We start from the raw sequence: 20,098 nt of genomic DNA, 5'->3' as shown, positions 1-20,098 counted from the left end.
TGTTCATTAACGTATAAAAAGCGATATTCATCAGGATATCGCTTTTTATACATAACAGGTAAGAAATATACTCTATCTAGCAAAGGAATGCCCCCCAAATTCAAAAGATGCTCCCCTATATTTCTATAAGTTAATATGTTACTTTTAAAACAATATAAGCTATTATGTCGAATATGTGTGAGAAGGGGAATTTTATGAAGATAAAAGGTAAGATATTATTGCTAAGTATTTCTTCTATTTTAATCACTGGATTGATTGCATTAACGATTAGTCTAATGCAGTTATCCAATGCATTAGCAGTGGAAAGTGAGGAAGGTCTAAAAACGACCGCATTAGCATCCAGAAATATCTATAATGTCCAGGGGTATGGGGATTACTCCCTGAAAGAGGATGGATATGTATGGAGAGGAATGAATTTTAATGTTTCAACTGAGACAAGTATTGTGGATGATGTGAAGAAGGAAGCGGATGTAGATATAACATTTTTTTATGGGGATACGGCTGTAATGACATCTTTAAAGGATTCTAAAGATAACCGGTTGATCGACCTGAAAGCAGGAAATGAAGTGGCTGAACGGGTCCTTAAAAAAGGAGAATCCTATTTTGATTCCCATTTAATTGTGAATGAAAATGAATATCAGGGTTATTATGTTCCTATTAAACAGGATAGCGGTGAAGTGATAGGAATATTAATGGCAAGCCGGTCAACGGATAAGATGAATACCATAATCATGAAAAGTGCCATTACGACTATTGGGATAATTATTGGGGCAATATTAATTTTTGTAGGAATTAATATATTATTTACCAATGCTGTTACGAAAGCACTGGCAGGTTCAAAAAATATGTTACAGGAAGTATCCGGTGGTAATTTGACAATTACTTTAAACAATTCTATCTTAAAGCGAAAAGATGAAATAGGAGATGTTGCCAGAGCAACGGACTCTTTAAAAGGGGAATTGCTGCATATCATTGGAGATATTAAAGACAGCAGTAATACTTTAATGGAATCTTCAAGTCAATTGGATAAATCATCGGAATATACAGCAAATGTTGCGACCCAGGTTGAACAGGCAATAGATAGTATATCTGAAAGTGCCCTGTTACAAGCAGAAGAGACGAAAAAAGCATCTGAAGATATTGAAGTAATGAGGGATTTAATTGAAAAAACTAGTATAAATGTAGACGAGCTGCATAAAAATTCTAATGAGATGAATTTATTAAATGAGACTGCCGCTAACACTCTTGAAGAGCTCCATGGAGTAAATAATACGGCGAAAGATGCAATAGAAATAATTTATGTTCAAACAAATACTACCAATGAATCTGCTAAGAAAATTCAAGAAGCAATTAATTTAATAACATCTATTGCAGAGGAGACAAATTTATTATCTTTAAATGCAAGTATTGAAGCTGCCAGAGCCGGGGAACATGGAAAAGGATTTTCTGTAGTGGCATATGAAATTAAAAAGTTAGCAGAACAATCCAATGAATCGGCCAGACAGATTGAAGAAATCATATCTAATCTTTTATCGGATTCTACACAAGCAGTAGATACCATGAATGAAGTACAAAAGATCATATCAGAGCAAAGTGACAAAGTAAGAAAGACAGAACAAATATTTAAAGATATAAAGAATAAGATTGAACGGTCCAATCGGAATGTAAATGTAATTGAAAGAAATACAGCAGAACTAAATGAAGCTAAGAATTCTATGGTTGATATTGTGAATAATCTTTCTGGCATTGCCCAGAATAATGCAGCAGGTGCGCAGCAGACATCTGCAATTACTCAGGAAGTTACGAGAACAGTGATTGAAGTAGCAAATTTGGCAGGAAAACTAAAAGAAATTGTAGTGAATTTAGAAAAGAATATTGATATGTTTAATTTGTGAAAAGTTTTACAATCAGACAAGTAAATACCTTGTCTGATTTTTTCAAATTTGGTATTATATAATTAGTAATAATAGAAGGAAAAGCTGATAAGTTCAACTAAAATTCACTTTATACTGAGAAGGGGAATAGTTTATGCTGAAAATTATTATCGCAGATGACGAGGATAAAATTTGCCAATTAATATACAAGCTGGTGGATTGGAAATCAATAGAGATGGAAGTTGTTGGTATTGCCCATAACGGGATTGAAGCTTTAGAATTAGTGAAGTCACATAATCCGGATGTAGCTATTACTGATATAAGAATGCCAGGGTATGACGGGCTTGAGTTCATTGGAAAGGCAAAAGAAGTTAACCCTGACATTGAATTTATTATTATCAGCGGGTACCAGCACTTTGAATATGCCCAAAAAGCAATTAAATATGGCGTATCAGACTATCTGTTAAAGCCTATTAAAAAAGATGAATTAATAACAACTTTAACAACGATGAAAGACCATTATTTAGTCAGAGCAGAACAATTATCAAAAGAAGAAAAGATGAAATTAAGTTTAAAAAATAATATGGTAAAATTAAGAAACAGTTTTTTAAATGAAATTTTATTAAAAAAAGTAAGGAGAATGAAAGACATCTCAATTGATGTGATAAACAGAGAATATCAATACAATTTTAAAGAAGGATGCTTTCAGATCCTGACATTGAAATTAGACGGACTGGATCAAACCTATTTTAGTAATGTGAAATTTTTAGAAGAGAAAATAGTTTTGCTCATTAACAATAATTTAAAAGAATATTGTTATGATCTGGAAAGCTTTTTTGTAGAAAATATATGCTACAGTATTTTAAATTTCAGCTTATCTAATAAAAAATTGATACGTAGACAATGTAAGATATTATTAGATGAAATAGCCCTGCAAAAAGATATTTTTGAAAATTTAGAAAGTACAATTGGACTTGGTACGGTAGAAACAAATCTGAGTACAATTGATGATTCTCTAAAAACTGCTATCTGGTCATATGAACAAAGACTTGTAGTTGGAACGAATCGTGTGATTGACTATGATTTTACAAACACGAATCAGTTGGCAGACAGTCAGCTATTTTATGATTTTAATAAACAGATGGATTCGGCATTGGAAAGACTGGATAAATCGGCAGTAGTGTCTTCAATCCGGTTTTTAAGGGAAGGAATTAAGAAGCGTCCGGAAACGAGCGGGCATGAAATTGTTCAGATGACAAAAGAGGTATGCAATTTGTTCCTTATCACAATTAGAAAGAATAAATTTTTATTAGATGAAAATACTACATTTTTTGAAGAATTCAGTTCCAATGTGAATAATTTTGGTTCAGTGAACAGCCTTTTTAATTATCTCATCAATTCAATCGTGAATTTATTGGATAAAATCATTGAAGATAAAAAACAGCTGGATACGAAACCAATAAGAGATGCGAAACAATACATACAGGAAAATTATCAGAATTCTATCACCTTAGAAGATGTAAGTACCAGAGTGGGGTTCAATGCAACCTATTTTAGCTCTTTATTTAAAAAAGATACTGGTTATACATTTCTTGAATATCTTTCAGAAGTCCGTATGAACCAGGCAAAGATTTTATTAAAAGAAACAAATCTGGGCGTTGCAGCCATCTGTGAAAGAGTTGGTTACAGCGATGTAAAACATTTCACAAAAATGTTTACGAAACATATTGGCTTGAAGCCAAATGAATACAGGAAATTATATTCATAAGAAAAGGGGCATTATATGAATAAAAAAAGAAGTCAATATATCTCTTATCGTACAGTATTTATATTTGCTTTAATGGTATTATTCGTTTTTATAATGCTTCTATTTTTAGCGGTAATCGTAATCAGGGAACAAGATTATGGACTGGGTCTGACCTTATGTGTGATAGGTCTGGCAGCAATATTATATGGAAGCTATAATTGGGTCTATAAACCGTACAGAGAAACAAGCAAAGCATTTAATCTGTTTGCAGAAGGACTGATTCTGCAGGGTATTTTTGATATGCGTTATCCTTTAAGTCCTCTTATGCATCGAGCTACCCTACGGTTTAAAGATATGCTTGACACGAAAGAATTAATTAACATTTCCAAAAAGCAGGCAGAGTATCTTGCCCTGCAGAATCAGATCAATCCCCATTTTCTATATAATACATTGGAAGGAATCCGAAGTGAAGCTTTATGTACTGGTATGAATGATCTGGCAGAGATGACAGAAGCATTGGCGACATTTTTTCGTTATACCATTTCTAATGTAGATAATTTAGTTACATTGGAGGATGAGCTGGTAAATATTCAAAATTACTATAGGATTCAGCAATATCGATTTGGAGATCGATTAAATGTTAATGTTGAATATGACGATGAAGATGAGATGGAAGTATTAATGCTTAAACTTCCTAAATTAACACTGCAGCCGATTGTTGAAAATTCAATTTATCATGGAATTGAAAGAAAAATCGGAAAAGGAAATCTCCGTATTAAGATCCAGACTACTTCAGACAGACTTCTTATTACAATATCTGATGATGGACTTGGTATCAGCGGGGAACAATTAAGTAACCTGAATAAAAGGCTGCGGGAAATCTCGTTAGATGGGGTAGCTCCAACACCGAAACAAAAAGGCGGCATTGCAATTGTAAATGTTAATAACCGTATTAAATTATTGTTTGGCGAAGAATATGGAATCTATATGTATAGTACGGAAAATGTAGGTACAGATGTGACCATAACCCTGCCAAAAGTTAAGGAGTAGGTTTTATATGAGAGAAGAGATACTCCGCATGGAAAATGTAACATGTAAATATGATGGAATTACTTTTTTAGATCATATTAATCTTAATATCTTCAAAGGAGAAATTATGGGGTTAATTCCAATTAACAGCCAGGGGAAATCTTGGCTTTTTAATCTGCTGTGCCAGAATTACCCTATTGATTATGGACGTATCTACATAAACAATCAGTTAGTAAATTATTATGAGCACAGTGCTTACAACCGAAACCGTGTTTATATCATTGAAAAGAAGAGCAAATTAATTCAGGATTTATCTGTATCCGACAATATCTTTGTATTAAAAAGAGGTTTTCGAAAATATATCATAAACCGGAAAGTCTTAAATAAACAGGTAAATCTTTTTCTGGAAGAAATGAATGTTTCCATTGATCCGGATGAGCTGGTAATGAATTTAAACAGTTACGAACAATGTATTGTAGAATTATTAAAAGCAATTATATCAGGCTCCAAACTTATAGTTATAAGTGATATCAGTAATATTCTAAGTGTCGTTGATCTTTCTAAATTATTAGATCTAATTAAAAGCTATTCAGAAAAAGGCTTTACATTTCTTTATGTGGGTAATCATCATGAAGAAGTTTTCAAAATATGCGACCGGGTGGCCTTAATGAAAGATGGGAGAATTATCAGGGTTCTGGATGAGAAAGAGCTGACCGAGGATAATATTAAAGCATATACCATTTCTTTTGAGGATGCCAAGCCTTCTGCTCCTAAATATGATGGACAGGGAATCTTAAAATTTGAAAATGTATCAACGAATCATTTAAAGAATATGTCCTTTACGATTGAAAAAGGAGAATGTGTCGTCTTTTTTGATACAAATAATATGATTTATTCTGATTTACTCCAGATAATGAATGGAGAGATGATGCCAGGACAGGGAGAAATAATATGGAATCAAAAAAGATTTACTTCAAAACTGGCAAAGAATGCACTGGAAAATGGAATTGCTGTCATTGTTGAAAATGCTACAGTGAATATGCTGTTTCAAAACTTAAGTTATGTAGAAAATTTATATTTTCTGATTGAGAGAAAATTAAAAAGTGTAAAAAACAAGTCAAAGGTATTAAAAAGTATTATTACAGAATATGAAAATATCGTTGGGCAGGAAATATATGAAACAGATATATCTAAATTAGGACTAACATCACTATATAATCTTGTATACTACAGAATTCACCTTTACAAGCCCAAAGTCGTCTTCTGCTTGCAGCCTTTTTCCGGGGCAGATATGTATTTAAGAAAACATATTGCAGATTTAATTCGTGAATTAAAAAGAAAAGGAATCGCTGTAATTATTCTGGCAGTCAGTATCTCCGATACCTTAACCATAGCAGACCGATTTCTTGTTATCGAGAATGGATCCATCGTAAAAGAGTTTTCTAAGGAAAAATTTTCATCGTTACGGTCTATCGTTTAATAAAGAATAGAACAAAAGAATATCCCCCTCATTCCAAAGAATCACCCCTACTATAAATTAGTAGGGGTGATATACTTATTTACAGGAATTGAAATATATTGAAAACAAAGAAAGATAAGGTGCAAGTTATGGAAAAATATATTGTTGAGCTTGAACATATAACGAAAAGCTTCCCTGGTGTTTTAGCGCTTAATGATGTTGCCTTTAACTTAAAAGCAGGTGAAGTTTTAGCTTTACTTGGGGAAAATGGTGCTGGTAAGTCAACATTAATGAAAATATTAAGTGGTGTTTATGAAAAAGATAGTGGTTCCATAAAAATCTTTGGGAAAGAGATCGATGATATGAATCCCAAAAAAGCACAGGAATTAGGAGTGGCTATTATTCATCAGGAACTAAATATGTGTGCTCATTTAACGGTTGCTCAAAACATTTTTCTTGGGCGGGAAAAAATCCACTCGGGAGTTTTAGCTGCGAAAAAGATGAATATGGAAGCTAAAAAAATCCTTGACAACCTTAATATTAATATTGACCCGGAGACAATTGTGGGAGACTTACCCGTTTCGAAGCAGCAGATGGTTGAGATTGCAAAAGCCCTTTCAATCAATGCAAAGATTTTGATCATGGATGAACCTACCAGTGCTCTTACTTCTAAAGAAATTAATGATTTGTTTGTCATTATCAAGAAGTTAAGAAGTGAGGGGTGTGGAATTGTATACATATCACATCGTTTAGAAGAACTAGAACATATCGTAGACCGTGTTACTATTTTGCGGGATGGCGAATATATTACAAGCATGGATTTACAAGAAACAACACTGGCTAAGATTATTTCTCATATGGTAGGCAGGGAGATAAAAGAAAAATTCCCCAGAGTGGACTGCGAACGGGGCGAAAAGATTTTTGAAGTCAGAAATTTAAATGCCGGAAAAATGGTAAGAGATATAAACATTGATCTGTATGCTGGTGAAATTGTTGGGATTGCAGGTCTTATGGGTGCCGGAAGAACGGAGACAACAAGAGCAATCTTTGGTATCGATCCAAAGGAGAGCGGAGAAATCATTCTTGATGGGAAATCAGTAAAGGTAGAAAAACCTATAGATGCCATTAAACTTGGTATTGTTCTGGCTCCGGAAGACCGTAAAAAAGATGGTCTGTGTACAAAATTAAGTATTAGAGATAACATTTCCCTCCCTAATTTAGATGTTCTTTGTAATAAACTTGGTGTTGTGAATAAGAAAAAAGAAAAAGATATGACCAAGAAAGCAGTTGATGATCTAAGAATTAAACTACCAAATTCTGAAGTGGATGCAGGAAGTTTATCCGGAGGGAATCAACAAAAAGTGGTCATTGGAAAATGGCTTGTTCGTAATTCAAGGGTCGTAATCTTTGACGAGCCTACAAGAGGAATTGATGTAGCTGCAAAAGTCGAGATATATAATCTTATGAATGAATTAAAACAGCAAGGAATTGGTGTATTGTTTGTATCATCAGAGATGCCGGAAGTATTAGGAATCAGTGATAGAATTATAGTCATGTGTGATGGCAGGATAACAGGTGAGTTACGAACGGAAGAAGCAACACAGGATGAAATATTACAATATGCCACAAGCTTTGAAAAGAAAGTTGATAATGGAGCGAATGCATAGTGATTATGACAAAGAATAAAGGAGAGTTAACAATGGGAAATGACAAACAAAATGCATTTAAAAGAATAATGGCAATTAGAGGAATGGGGCAGGTCATTACAGTGGCATTTGGACTGATCGTTCTATGTATCGTATTTGGAATCATCAATCCAACCTTTTTCTCTAGTAAAAATATTGGAAACTTACTAAGACAGATAGCGCCAATATTAATCATTGGTATTGGGCAGTCATATGTATTAATTACAGGAAATATTGATCTTTCAATTGGATCTGTTGTTGGTATGAGCTGTATGATTTCTGCAACTCTTATGACAAAAGGTGTAAATCCTTTAGTGGCAGTATTTATCACTATCATCTGCTGCTTAATTGTAGGTGTGCTAAACGGTGAATTAGTAGCAAAATGTAAACTGCCTCCTTTCATTGCGACTCTTGGTACAATGACAATCGCAAGAGGTATTGCACAGATCGTAAATAATAATTACAACACTGATTCTATTGGTGATGGAGCCAAAGTTTTCCGTAATTTCTTTTATTATGGGAAAACAATGGGATTATATAACACAATATGGATAGCAATTGTATTATGGATAGTATTTAATTTTATCTTAAGTAAAACACGTACAGGACGTCATATTTATGCCATTGGAAGTAATATTGAAGCGTCTAAGTTATCGGGAGTGAATACATCCGTTACGACTATCAAGGTATATGTAGTAAGTGCCATTTGTGCCTGTACCGTAGGTCTTGTTACGACTGCAACAAGTGGAATGGGAACAATGGATGCCGGAAACAGCTATGAAATGTATGCAGTAGCAGCTTCTGTTATTGGTGGTGTGAGTACACTGGGTGGCCAGGGTATATTACTTGGTACAGTAATCGGTGCATCTATTTGGGGTGTTCTTCAAAATGGTCTTCAATTTGCAGGTGCTCCCGTAGCTATCAGGAATATCATCATTGGTATTATCGTAGTTGTGTCCGTATTATTGGATGTGGTTGTCCGTACAGGAAAACCAAGGAAATCCAGAGTTAATTAATTTGTTATTGAAGCAATAAAAAAGCTTTAATATAAAAAAGAAAAGAGGAGGTTTCAGGATGAAACGAAAATTATTATCATTAGCATTATGTCTTAGTTTAATGGCTACTATGGTGGTTGGATGCGGCAAAACGAAAGAAACTGCAACTACTGATAGTGAAACAAAGGAAGAAACAGCACAGGAAGAGACAACTACAGAAGAAACAAAAGGGGATACATACAAAGTATACTTAATTACAATGGATCAAATGGACCAACATTGGGTTAATGTGGATGCAGGCGCTAAAAAAGCAGCTGGGGAAGCAGGCAATGTAGATTACAAATGGTTAGCACCAGACGTTAAAGATGATGCAAAACAAATTGAATGTATTAATAATGCAGTAGCTGGTGGAGCAAATGCGATTCTTCTTGCAGCAAATGGACCGGATGCAGTTACCTCTGCATTAGAAGAAGCAGAATCTGCAGGTGTTAAAATTGTTTATGTAGATTCAGCAGCAGATTATCCAGCAATTCAAACTCTTGCTACAGATAATGAAGCAGCTGGTAAAACAGCAGGTACAGAAATGTTAAAAGCTTTAGAAACAGCTGGAGTAAAAGAAGGAAAAATTGGTATCGTTAATGTTAATGCAGCTACAGCATCATGTGTAGCTCGTGAAAACGGTTTCCGTTCAGCATTTGAAGGAACAGCATTTGAATTATTAGAAACTCAATACGGCGATGGTGATGCTGCTAAATCAAAAGATATCGCAGCTAACTATATTACATCTGGTGTTGTTGGTATTTTTGGTGCCAATGAAGGTTCAACCGTTGGTATTGGTAATGCAATCCAGGAAGCTGGCGATACAATCGTTGGTGTTGGTTTTGATAAATCTGATACAATTCTTGATTTAATCAAAAATGGATATCTTTTAGCTACAATGGCTCAAAATCCTGATGTTATGGGTTATGAAGGAATGAAGACAGCAGTGAATGCTTTATCAGGAGCTGATACAGGAGCTGAAACTGTTGATACAGGCGTTTCTGTCATCACTAAAGAAGGACTATAATTAGTCATAAATAAATTCATAAGTTCTTGGCAATATTTAATATAAACAATATAAATATAAAACAGGAGCTGTCTTGCCACGCAAGACAGCTCCTGTTGGGGTTAAAATATTATATTAGCAGATCATGAAATTAGATACACCTACATTTTCTAAAACAATAATTGGTTTGCACTTTGCAGTTCTTCTATAATTCCTTGGAGGACATATACTTAACATATAATTTCCCTCATAAGGAACTTCATATTCAAAACTTCCAAAGCAAGCGATTCTTTCGCAATATAACATTATCTTTTCATCTTTACATATCTGATAGAGAGTAATTTCCCAAGGATGATTTCTACAACAATTACAACCTCTTACATAACCTGAAATGATACCTGGTGTTATTAAAGAAATCGGACATTCAGGGCATTCCGTTGGTTCGGGATATGGGATTGGAATTGGTAGTGGAACAAATTCTGTATACGACCTTGCTTCAGGACAATCCGGACAATCTGGACAAACAGGACAAGGTTCTGGAGTCGGACAAGTAGGACAAGGCTCCGGAAGTGGACAATCCGGACAATCCGGACAATCCGGGCAAGGTTCTGGAGTCGGACAAGTAGGACAAGGCTCTGGAGGTGGACAATCCGGACAAGGTTCTGGAGCAGGACAATCCGGGCAAGGTAGCGGAGCAGGGCAAGGCGGTGGAGTAGGACAAGGCTCTGGAGTCGGGCAAGCAGGACAAGGCGGTGGAGTAGGGCAAGTAGGACAAGGCTGTTGAGGTGGACATTCAGGACAAGGTGCTTGTTCCGGAGCCGGTATGACCGGCATTTCCTCCGCAGGCAAAAACTCCTGGGTAGGAGCAAATGGTTGATATGGTACATATTCAGTGATAGGTGGAGTCTCAACCACAGGCATTTCTTCGGCCTCTTCAGGCATTGTTGGAACAGTTACTCCACAATACAGACCTCCCATAAATGGATGGCTATGAAATTCAAATCCACTTGTTGCACTTACAGCAAAAGAACGAAAGGCTGCATTGCCACTGATATGTCCGCCTGTTGGATGAGCATGGAACATAGCCTGTGGTGCAAGTATACTTCCCCAGATTGCAGCAGGAACTTCCATAAAAATTTCATTTGCATCTTCAAAGACATAAAGAGTTTGATGAACATGTCTTCGATCGCCCCACAATCCGTATTGTATGTGAGCATTATTTCCGGTTCTGAATCTGACAACAATAAGACTTCCATCTGGAACTTCAGCTCTGATTCCTTTGTTTAATATGCCATTAGGTCTGGCATCAATAACGAATACATTTAGTTCAGGATCATTGCCACTAAGAATCCATTCATGGAAATTATCTATTACGGTTCCATTTTCCTCCATTGCCATAATACAATTTTTATAATCCGTAATGCTATCTCTGGCTTCTTCAAAGAATAATCCCACATCTGCCCCAATTCTGCTGGCTGGTATATAGCGAGGCACATCATAGCTTGAGATGATATAGTGAGTCCTTTTGTCAGTTGGTGTCCAATAAGGACTGCCGCCAACTGCCTGATATAAAAATTCTAACTCTTGTAATTGAGTAGCCATCTGGTCCTTACCGATAAAATAAGTACTGCCACTTGCGCCTCGGAATCTTCCTCCTGCCACAACATGACCTATCACAACAAGAGGACCACCAGTAGTTATATTTCCTCCTACTAAAAATCTTACTGCATCAGGAGAGTAATTAACTTCTGCAAGTTTAACATTTTCACCAAATGCAAGGCTTAATCCCCGTGGACTGTAAAAGTTTCCTCCAACAGCCATGGCACCTTTTGTATCTATAATATTATTTGCATCTTCAAATATAATAGCATTAAAATTTGAAGCAATCCCGAATGGCTGCCCCTCTATGTCATTCCAAATAATATTATCGTATGGTATTCCTATGTTTAATAAAGCTTCATTTCTGTTATTATCCATATTAACACTAAAAAACTCCTTTGGATTACAAATATCCTTATTCTTAATACAGTTTATTCACTAGAAAAATTTGGGTGCAAACTTTTTTGTATAGATATAGAAAAACTTTATTCCCCATCATGCATTGTTACAGTTCAGCCATCCCATTCATAATATGCCGGAATATAGATTTTGTCTAAAAATATATAATTTCTGCATGGCTGAACTGTAACAAGTATTGAATTTAGTACAATATTTAGAAACTGACAACCTTTACAATTAATTGTGAAAGTGATAAAATTATAACAGAGTATGTTTAAAAAAGTACTTTTAAGGAGGAAATTATATAATGGCTAGAAAAATGAAAACCATGGATGGAAATACGGCAGCAGCTCATGTGTCTTATGCATTTACAGATGTTGCAGCAATCTATCCTATTACTCCATCTTCAGTTATGGCAGAACATACTGATGAATGGGCAACTCAAGGAAGAAAGAATATCTTTGGGCATGAAGTTCAAGTAACTGAAATGCAATCTGAAGCAGGTGCAGCAGGTACAGTACACGGTTCTTTAGCAGCAGGTGCATTAACAACAACTTATACTGCTTCTCAAGGATTATTATTAATGATTCCTAATATGTATAAAATTGCAGGTGAATTACTACCATGTGTGATCGATGTATCTGCACGTGCGTTAGCAAGTCATGCACTTTCAATTTTCGGTGACCATTCAGATATTTATGCATGTCGCCAAACTGGTTTTGCTTTCCTATGCAGCAGTAGTGTACAAGAAGTTATGGATTTAGGAGCTGTAGCTCATCTTTCTACAATCAAGGGAAGAGTACCATTTGTACACTTCTTTGATGGTTTCAGAACATCCCATGAACTTCAAAAAATTGAACAATGGGATTATGAAGACCTTAAGGATATGGTTGATATGGATGCAATAGATGCTTTCCGTCGCCGTGCTTTAAATCCTGAACATCCAGTTCTTCGTGGTTCAGCTCAGAACCCAGACGTATTCTTCCAGGCAAGAGAAGCATGCAATACATATTATGATGCGGTTCCTGGTATTGTAGAAGACTACATGAACCAAGTGAATGCTAAAATTGGTACAAACTATAAACTATTCAATTACTATGGAGCTCCGGATGCAGAAAAAGTTATTATTGCAATGGGTTCTGTATGTGAAACAATCGATGAAACAATTGATTATTTAATCGCTGCCGGGGAAAAAGTCGGCGTTGTGAAAGTAAGATTATATAGACCATTCAGTGCAGAACATCTTATTGATGCAATTCCTGATACTGTAAAACAAATTAGCGTATTAGACAGAACGAAAGAGCCGGGTTCTCTTGGTGAACCACTTTATCTTGATGTCGTTGCAGCATTAAAAGATACTAAATTTGATAATGTTCCAATCTATACAGGACGTTATGGCCTTGGCTCAAAAGATACAACTCCTGCTCAAATTATTGCAGTTTACCGTAATACAGAGAAGAAGAAATTTACTATCGGTATCAATGATGATGTAACTCATCTTTCTCTTGACTTAAAAGAAAATCCAAATACAACTCCTGAAAGTACAATCAGTTGCAAATTCTGGGGTCTTGGTGCAGATGGTACTGTAGGTGCGAATAAGAACTCCATTAAGATCATTGGTGATCATACTGATATGTATGCTCAGGCTTATTTTGATTATGATTCCAAAAAATCTGGTGGTGTAACAATTTCCCACTTACGTTTTGGTAAAGATCCAATCAAAGCTACATATTTAATTAAGAAAGCTAATTTTGTTGCCTGTCATAATCCATCTTATATAAGGAAATACAATATGGTTCAGGATCTTAAAGACGGTGGAATCTTCCTGCTTAATTGCGGATGGTCCATGGAAGAGATTGAAAAACATATTCCAGGCCAGGCAAAACGTTATATGGCTGAACATAATATTAAATTCTATACAATTGATGGTATTTCAATTGGTAAAGAAATCGGTCTTGGTGGACGTATTAATACAGTTCTTCAAGCTGCATTCTTTAAATTAGCTAATATCATTCCAGTAGATGATGCAGTAAAATATATGAAAGATGCTGCTACAGCTTCTTATGGCAAAAAAGGTGAAGCTATTGTTAAGATGAATCATGATGCAATTGATCGTGGTGTTACTGATATTGTTGAAGTTAAAGTTCCAGCTTCCTGGGCAAGTGCAGCAGATGAAGATTTATCTGTAACAGCAACCGGCAGCAGAAAAGGTCTTGTTGATTATGTTAACAATATTCAAAATCCAATTAATGCCCAAGAAGGTAACTCACTTCCTGTATCTGCATTTGTTGATTATGTTGATGGTATGATGGTTCAAGGTTCGGCTGCTTATGAAAAACGTGGTATAGCAGTAGATGTTCCAGAATGGAAGCCTGATAATTGTATTCAATGTAACTTCTGTTCTTATGTATGTCCACACGCTGTCATTCGTCCAGTGGTAATGAATGAAAGTGATGCTGCTAATGCACCGGAAGGTTCATTAATGCTTGATATGACAGGTATGCCAGGATATAAATTTGCAATTTCTGTATCTGTACTTGATTGTACAGGATGTGGATCATGTGCTAATGTATGTCCAGGTAAGAAGGGCGAGAAAGCATTAGTTATGAAGAATCTGGAATCTCAATTAGATTCACAAAAATTAGCTGATTATGCTACAACACTTGGAACACCAGAGGCTGTGTTAGATAAGTTTAAAGAATCAAGTGTTAAAGGCAGCCAATTTAAGAAACCATTACTTGAGTTCTCAGGTGCTTGTGCTGGTTGTGGAGAAACTCCTTATGCCAAACTTGCAACTCAATTATTTGGAGATAGAATGTTAATTTCCAATGCAACAGGTTGTTCTTCAATCTGGGGTGGATCTTCACCTTCTACTCCATATACGGTGGGACCTGATGGACGTGGTCCAGCATGGGCTAATTCATTATTTGAAGATAATGCAGAATATGGTTATGGTATGCATTTAGCAAATCAGGCATTAAGAGGCCGTTTACTTTCTTCCGTAGAAGCATTATCTAAGGTTACTAAGAAAGATGATATAAAAGCAGCATGTGAAAAATATCTTGAAACAAAAGATCACAGTGGTGCCAACGGATTAGCTACAAGAGCGTTAGTTGCAGCTTTAGAATCTGAAAACAGTACTGAAGCGAAAGAACTATTAAAAGAAAAAGACTACCTGGCTAAGAAATCTCAATGGATTTTTGGTGGAGATGGCTGGGCTTATGATATTGGTTTTGGCGGATTAGACCATGTAATTGCCAGTGGACAAGATGTTAATATTCTTGTATTTGATACAGAAGTTTACTCTAATACCGGCGGACAATCTTCTAAAGCTACTCCAACCGGTGCAATTGCTCAATTCGCAGCTGGCGGAAAAGAAGTTAAAAAGAAAGATCTTGCAGCGATTGCAATGAGCTACGGCTATGTATATGTAGCACAAATCGCTCAGGGTGCTGATTACAATCAATGCGTGAAAGCATTTGTAGAAGCGGAAAGCTATCCAGGACCATCTATCATTATTGCTTATGCTCCATGTATCAATCATGGTATCAAAGGCGGTATGAAAGGTGCTCAGACCGAAGAAAAACGTGCGGTGCAATCAGGTTACTGGCATCTATTCAGATTCGATCCACGTCTTGCAGAAGAAGGAAAGAATCCATTCCAATTAGATAGCAAGGCACCTACTGCAGATTATCAGGAATTCCTTCAAAATGAAGTTCGTTATAGTTCACTTGCTCGTTCTAATCCAGAAAAAGCAGCGAAATTGTTTGCGAAATCAGAAAAAGATGCAAAAGCGAAGTATGAAAAATTAGTAAAATTAGCATCTGAAGAATAATTAAATTATCCCCTTGTCATATATAAGGCAAGGGGATTTTTCATCTTGATCCAATAGTATGTACATATATTAATAGCTTAAGAATATAATAAATATAAACAAGATATCAGTGGTAGGATCATGAATGGTTATTCAATAATTTCAACAATGGAAGAGAAAGAAGAGAATAAGTTTCGAAAACGAAAGAAATATTTGCCTCGAAAAATATATTTATTTTACTTAAAAAGATATGTTAAGACTATATATAAAGAAAGTGTATATCTGGGAGAAAAAGGGGACACAATTATGTTGCCCTTTACGAACAAAGAATTTGATGAGCTGGATGAAGAATATAAAACAGATTATATTGACAAGATAATAAAAGAAAATAAGATAGAATATCTGTATACAGAACCAAATTTAACCAGATTCATTCGTAAAATAGATGAGTCACTGATAAAACAATATAGGACTATAATTATGTATATAATGATAATTCCTATAATGGAACGTACCCTAAAGATTCATTCCATTGATATGAAAGATATGAGATTAAAGATAATTGATTCAGGAGATTGTAAGATTGACTACATCCTGGAGTTATTAGTAAATGATTTAAATCATCTGACAATTATTACTCCCAGACCTGAATATTTTAATGAGTTTGTTGATATTATATATGATAATACAGGACTAGTTATTGAGATCACATCAGAATATCTTGACAATGACAATACTAACGATGTAATTATAGATTTATCAAAAGAACGTTCCAGATATCAGGGCAATATAGTGATAGACCTGGAAAGTGATATTATAAAGAGGCAGTATCAATATTTAAGAAATAAAAATACCTGTATTATCCATGATGTTATAATCAGCTCTGGAAATCAAGTGATTAATAATGAATTATTGGGATTTTATTTATTAAGAAACCGTTCTTTCCTGGGCGAGTTTATAGAAGGGAAGAATAATGGAAGCCTAAGGTATAGCTTAGATGAAATAAGTAAAGAATTAAATTTGAACTTAAGGGAATTAATATACCTCTAGGAAGTAACTTATATATTCAATTATATTATGGAAAATACAGTTCAGGTGTGGTTTAAACTGCACCTGAATTAATTACACTCTTTTTGAGAAAAATGATATAGTTTTAAGAAAAGATCATGCTGGTTTGTAACTAATAACGATTATATTAAATTGACTTATATAGCGAAATCTTGACAATGAAAAGATGATAGGATATAATATCATGAATGTACAGGGTCATAGCTTGCTAAGAAAAGCCCTGTTCTAAGATTTTCAAAACAGAAAATACCTGGGATAAGTTATTTTTTATAGTCATATACATTATAAAAGATACGATAATACAATTTGGAGGTTGAGCTTTAATGGAGAAGAAGAACATCTTAACCTATGAGGGGTTAAAACAATTAGAGGATGAATTACAAGATTTAAAGGTAAATAGACGTAAACAAGTAGCAGAAAAAATCAAAGAGGCAAGAGAACAAGGGGATTTATCAGAAAATGCTGAATATGATGCTGCGAAAGATGAACAAAGAGATATTGAAGCAAGAATTGAAGAAATAGATAAAATCCTAAGAAATGCAGAAGTAGTAGTAGAAGAAGATGTTGATGTTAACACAATAAACATTGGATGTAGAGTTCGTATTATGGATTTAGAATATGATGATATATTAGATTATAAAATTGTTGGTTCCACAGAAGCGAATAGCTTAAAAGGAAAGATTTCTAATGAATCTCCTGTAGGTAAAGCATTAATTGGCGGTAAAGTTGGAGAAATCGTTGAATTAGAAACACAAGTAGGAATATCACGTTATAAGATATTAGAGATACAAAAATCTAACTAGCCAGTTAGGCTACATATGAAGGAGAGATAGATTTTGGCTGAAGAAAAGAAGCAAGTCGAACAGGATTTAAATGAATTACTAAAAATAAAGAGAGCTAAATTAGCTGAACTTCAGGAGAATGGAAAAGATCCTTTTCAAATCATGAAGTATGATGTAACAGCTCATACAAAAGATATCCTTGAAAATTTTGAGAAATTAGAAGGACAGGAAGTATCTATTGCTGGCCGTATCATGTCAAAGAGAGTGATGGGTAAAGCATCTTTTTGTAATATAGCTGATGTAAAAGGCAATATGCAGGCATATGTCAGAAGAGATGAAATTGGCGATGATGCATATGCAGATTTTAAGAAATTTGATATTGGTGATATCGTAGGTCTGAAAGGGGTTGTATTTAAAACCCATACAGAGGAAGTTTCCATTAAAGCAGTAGAAGTTGTATTACTTTCTAAAAGTCTGCAGGTTCTACCTGAGAAATTCCATGGTTTAAAAGACACCGATACTCGTTACAGACAAAGGTACATTGATTTAATTGTGAACCCGGAAGTAAAAGATACATTTATTAAACGTTCTTTCATTATTCGGGAGATTCGTAATTATTTAGATAATCAGGATTTTATTGAAGTAGAAACACCGGTACTTGTACCAAATGCTGGTGGTGCGGCTGCAAGACCGTTTAATACACACCATAATTCTCTTGATCAGGATATTCATCTAAGAATATCTCTTGAATTATATTTAAAGAGATTAATCGTAGGTGGGCTTGAGAGAGTATACGAAATTGGACGTGTATTCCGTAATGAAGGTCTATCTGTTCGCCATAACCCAGAGTTTACTTTGTTAGAATTATACCAGGCATATACGGATTATTATGGTATGATGGATTTAGTGGAAGAATTATTTAGAATCGTTGCCAATAAGGTTCTTGGAACAACTCTAATTAGCTATGATGGTGTAGAAATTGATCTGTCAAAACCGTTTGAACGTTTAACTATGGTTGATGCTGTCAAGAAATATGCTGGAATTGACTTTAATACAATTGAAACAGAAGAAGAGGCAAAAGCATTAGCAAAAGAGCATCATATTGCCTTTGAGAACAGGCATAAAAAAGGTGATATTATCAATTTATTCTTTGAAGAATATGTGGAAGAAAAATTAGACCAACCTACATTTATTATGGATCACCCTGTTGAAATATCTCCTTTAGCTAAGAGAAAACCAACAGATCCAAACTATACAGAAAGGTTTGAATTATTCATCACAAAACGTGAGATGGCCAATGCATTCTCCGAATTAAATGATCCAATTGATCAAAGAGGACGTTTTGAAGCACAGGAAGCACTTCGTGCCGCAGGTGATGATGAAGCAAATGTTCTGGATGAAGATTTCTTAACAGCGTTAGAATATGGAATGCCTCCAACTGGTGGTATAGGAATTGGTATTGATAGATTAGTTATGCTTTTAACTGATTCTGCTGCTATTAGAGATGTTTTATTATTCCCTACGATGAAGACGCTGGATAAATAAAGCCAGTAAAATCAAGGGTTTGAAGGGTGTTGAATTCCCTAAGGACAACAAAAAGACAACATTTTTGACTCGCATAATACGTGATAATACACGATAATGCTGAGTTCCCTCTAAAGAAACCAATTTAATATTTTGCACTACTTGGACACTTTTCTAAAAGTTAACTTTTAGAAAGGTGTCCTTTTTTCGTTGCAGGAAGAATTTACGAAGTAAATTCTATGCCATTAAAGTGTAAGTCATAGTCGATAAGCATAAATAATTATTTTTACCATGAGAAGGTAAGTTTCAAAATAACTTTACCACACTGCGGAATTTTCAAATTAGAAAATTGGCGGTAAACTAAATCCAACAACGGCAGAGATGCTAAAGTTTCCTGTAGAAGCTTTCATATCAGTTACAGCATGGAGAATTCATTATAGTAGGAGAGGCACCAGGTTACAAGGGTGTCGCAATACAGGAATTCCGTTTACGGAAGAATTTCATTTGATAAAAAGAAATGGTGTAACTCGTATTTAGGGGAGATACTTGGATATAAAGCAATTAATTGTGATGTGAATTTAGAAAAAGGGAGCTAAGCAAGTATAGTATGGGGGAATATAGGTACATATTTGGATCAATTACTATTGTGGAACAAATTTCGTTTTCATCCCTTCAAGGGTAGTAAAGATACTAATAGAAAACCAACAAAAAAAGAAAATGAAGCTGGACTAAGATATTTAGAAATTATTTTAAATGAATTTAGAACTATAAATAAAATTATTGCAGTGGGAAGAGCAGCGGAAGAAACTATACTAAATAGTACTATGTTTCAAAGTTATGCTACGGAGTATGTTAGACATCCCGCCAACGGAGGGCAACAAAAATTTGTTGAAGGGATAAGACAAATAATTAACAAAAACAACATAATAAATGAATAGTATAAATGAATAGTACTTCAATAGTAACTCAATAATAATGGACTTCCAAGAATGAAACACTTTAAGAATGATTTTAACAATATAGAGAAAAAATATAAGAACTCCATATAATATACCTATACAAGTGATAAATCATATTG

Annotated in this window: 12 protein-coding genes and 1 pseudogene; 12 read left to right on the top strand and 1 reads right to left on the bottom strand. The window is 34.8% G+C overall.

Features of this window, described 5'->3' with window-relative positions; genetic code table 11:
- Positions 1–194: 194 nt before the first annotated feature.
- The 7 genes from EDD66_RS08545 (at position 195) to EDD66_RS08515 (ending at position 9,855) form a co-directional block, all read left to right on the top strand.
- A complete protein-coding gene (locus EDD66_RS08545; RefSeq protein WP_170164302.1) occupies positions 195–1,895 on the top strand; it encodes a methyl-accepting chemotaxis protein in 1,701 nt (566 codons plus the stop codon).
- A gap of 133 nt (positions 1,896–2,028) precedes the next feature.
- Complete coding sequence (locus EDD66_RS08540; protein WP_123609157.1) at positions 2,029–3,642, top strand: response regulator transcription factor; 1,614 nt, start codon at positions 2,029–2,031, stop codon at positions 3,640–3,642.
- 15 nt (positions 3,643–3,657) lie between these two features.
- Positions 3,658–4,671: a sensor histidine kinase gene (locus tag EDD66_RS08535; protein ID WP_123609156.1), complete on the top strand. Its 1,014-nt coding sequence runs from the start codon at positions 3,658–3,660 to the stop codon at positions 4,669–4,671.
- 7 nt (positions 4,672–4,678) lie between these two features.
- Complete coding sequence (locus EDD66_RS08530) at positions 4,679–6,130, top strand: ATP-binding cassette domain-containing protein (protein ID WP_123609155.1); 1,452 nt, start codon at positions 4,679–4,681, stop codon at positions 6,128–6,130.
- A 128-nt stretch (positions 6,131–6,258) separates the two neighbouring features.
- Entirely contained in the window at positions 6,259–7,776 is a 1,518-nt protein-coding gene (locus EDD66_RS08525; RefSeq protein WP_123609250.1) for a sugar ABC transporter ATP-binding protein, read from the top strand.
- Between the two features lie 32 nt (positions 7,777–7,808).
- Entirely contained in the window at positions 7,809–8,810 is a 1,002-nt protein-coding gene (locus tag EDD66_RS08520; RefSeq protein WP_123609154.1) for an ABC transporter permease, read from the top strand.
- Positions 8,811–8,868: 58 nt separating this feature from the next.
- Positions 8,869–9,855: a substrate-binding domain-containing protein gene (locus EDD66_RS08515; RefSeq protein ID WP_123609153.1), complete on the top strand. Its 987-nt coding sequence runs from the start codon at positions 8,869–8,871 to the stop codon at positions 9,853–9,855.
- 114 nt (positions 9,856–9,969) lie between these two features.
- On the opposite strand, the gene EDD66_RS08510 is transcribed toward EDD66_RS08515, so the two are convergent.
- Entirely contained in the window at positions 9,970–11,811 is a 1,842-nt protein-coding gene (locus EDD66_RS08510) for a choice-of-anchor A family protein (RefSeq protein ID WP_123609152.1), read from the bottom strand.
- Positions 11,812–12,139: 328 nt separating this feature from the next.
- Between EDD66_RS08510 and nifJ the strand changes: the two genes are divergently transcribed.
- The 5 genes and pseudogenes from nifJ to EDD66_RS08485 all read left to right on the top strand — a co-directional run bounded on the left by nifJ (position 12,140) and on the right by EDD66_RS08485 (position 19,958).
- Positions 12,140–15,667: a pyruvate:ferredoxin (flavodoxin) oxidoreductase gene (gene nifJ / locus EDD66_RS08505; RefSeq protein ID WP_123609151.1), complete on the top strand. Its 3,528-nt coding sequence runs from the start codon at positions 12,140–12,142 to the stop codon at positions 15,665–15,667.
- 120 nt (positions 15,668–15,787) lie between these two features.
- A complete protein-coding gene (locus EDD66_RS08500; RefSeq protein ID WP_123609150.1) occupies positions 15,788–16,696 on the top strand; it encodes a hypothetical protein in 909 nt (302 codons plus the stop codon).
- Between the two features lie 341 nt (positions 16,697–17,037).
- Positions 17,038–17,517, top strand: coding sequence for a transcription elongation factor GreA (greA, locus tag EDD66_RS08495; protein WP_123609149.1), 480 nt, complete (start codon positions 17,038–17,040; stop codon positions 17,515–17,517).
- A gap of 33 nt (positions 17,518–17,550) precedes the next feature.
- Positions 17,551–19,032, top strand: a pseudogene (gene lysS / locus EDD66_RS08490) (lysine--tRNA ligase); the annotation flags it as partial.
- Between the two features lie 617 nt (positions 19,033–19,649).
- Positions 19,650–19,958, top strand: a complete 309-nt coding sequence (locus EDD66_RS08485; RefSeq protein ID WP_123609147.1) for a uracil-DNA glycosylase family protein — start codon at positions 19,650–19,652, stop codon at positions 19,956–19,958.
- Positions 19,959–20,098 lie beyond the last annotated feature (140 nt).

Source organism: Mobilisporobacter senegalensis, assembly GCF_003752155.1.
Taxonomy (GTDB): domain Bacteria; phylum Bacillota; class Clostridia; order Lachnospirales; family Lachnospiraceae; genus Mobilisporobacter; species Mobilisporobacter senegalensis.
Note: the sequence above shows the minus strand (reverse complement) of the source record. Positions and strands in the feature narration are given on the sequence as shown.

Bases quoted from the DNA above. Each gene is read 5' to 3' on its own strand.
- EDD66_RS08545 (WP_170164302.1), top strand. From the start codon at position 195: ATGAAGATAAAAGGTAAGATATTATTGCTAAGTATTTCTTCTATTTTA.
- EDD66_RS08540 (WP_123609157.1), top strand. From the start codon at position 2,029: ATGCTGAAAATTATTATCGCAGATGACGAGGATAAAATTTGCCAATTA.
- EDD66_RS08535 (WP_123609156.1), top strand. From the start codon at position 3,658: ATGAATAAAAAAAGAAGTCAATATATCTCTTATCGTACAGTATTTATA.
- EDD66_RS08530 (WP_123609155.1), top strand. From the start codon at position 4,679: ATGAGAGAAGAGATACTCCGCATGGAAAATGTAACATGTAAATATGAT.
- EDD66_RS08525 (WP_123609250.1), top strand. From the start codon at position 6,259: ATGGAAAAATATATTGTTGAGCTTGAACATATAACGAAAAGCTTCCCT.
- EDD66_RS08520 (WP_123609154.1), top strand. From the start codon at position 7,809: ATGGGAAATGACAAACAAAATGCATTTAAAAGAATAATGGCAATTAGA.
- EDD66_RS08515 (WP_123609153.1), top strand. From the start codon at position 8,869: ATGAAACGAAAATTATTATCATTAGCATTATGTCTTAGTTTAATGGCT.
- EDD66_RS08510 (WP_123609152.1), bottom strand. From the start codon at position 11,811: ATGGATAATAACAGAAATGAAGCTTTATTAAACATAGGAATACCATAC.
- nifJ (WP_123609151.1), top strand. From the start codon at position 12,140: ATGGCTAGAAAAATGAAAACCATGGATGGAAATACGGCAGCAGCTCAT.
- EDD66_RS08500 (WP_123609150.1), top strand. From the start codon at position 15,788: ATGAATGGTTATTCAATAATTTCAACAATGGAAGAGAAAGAAGAGAAT.
- greA (WP_123609149.1), top strand. From the start codon at position 17,038: ATGGAGAAGAAGAACATCTTAACCTATGAGGGGTTAAAACAATTAGAG.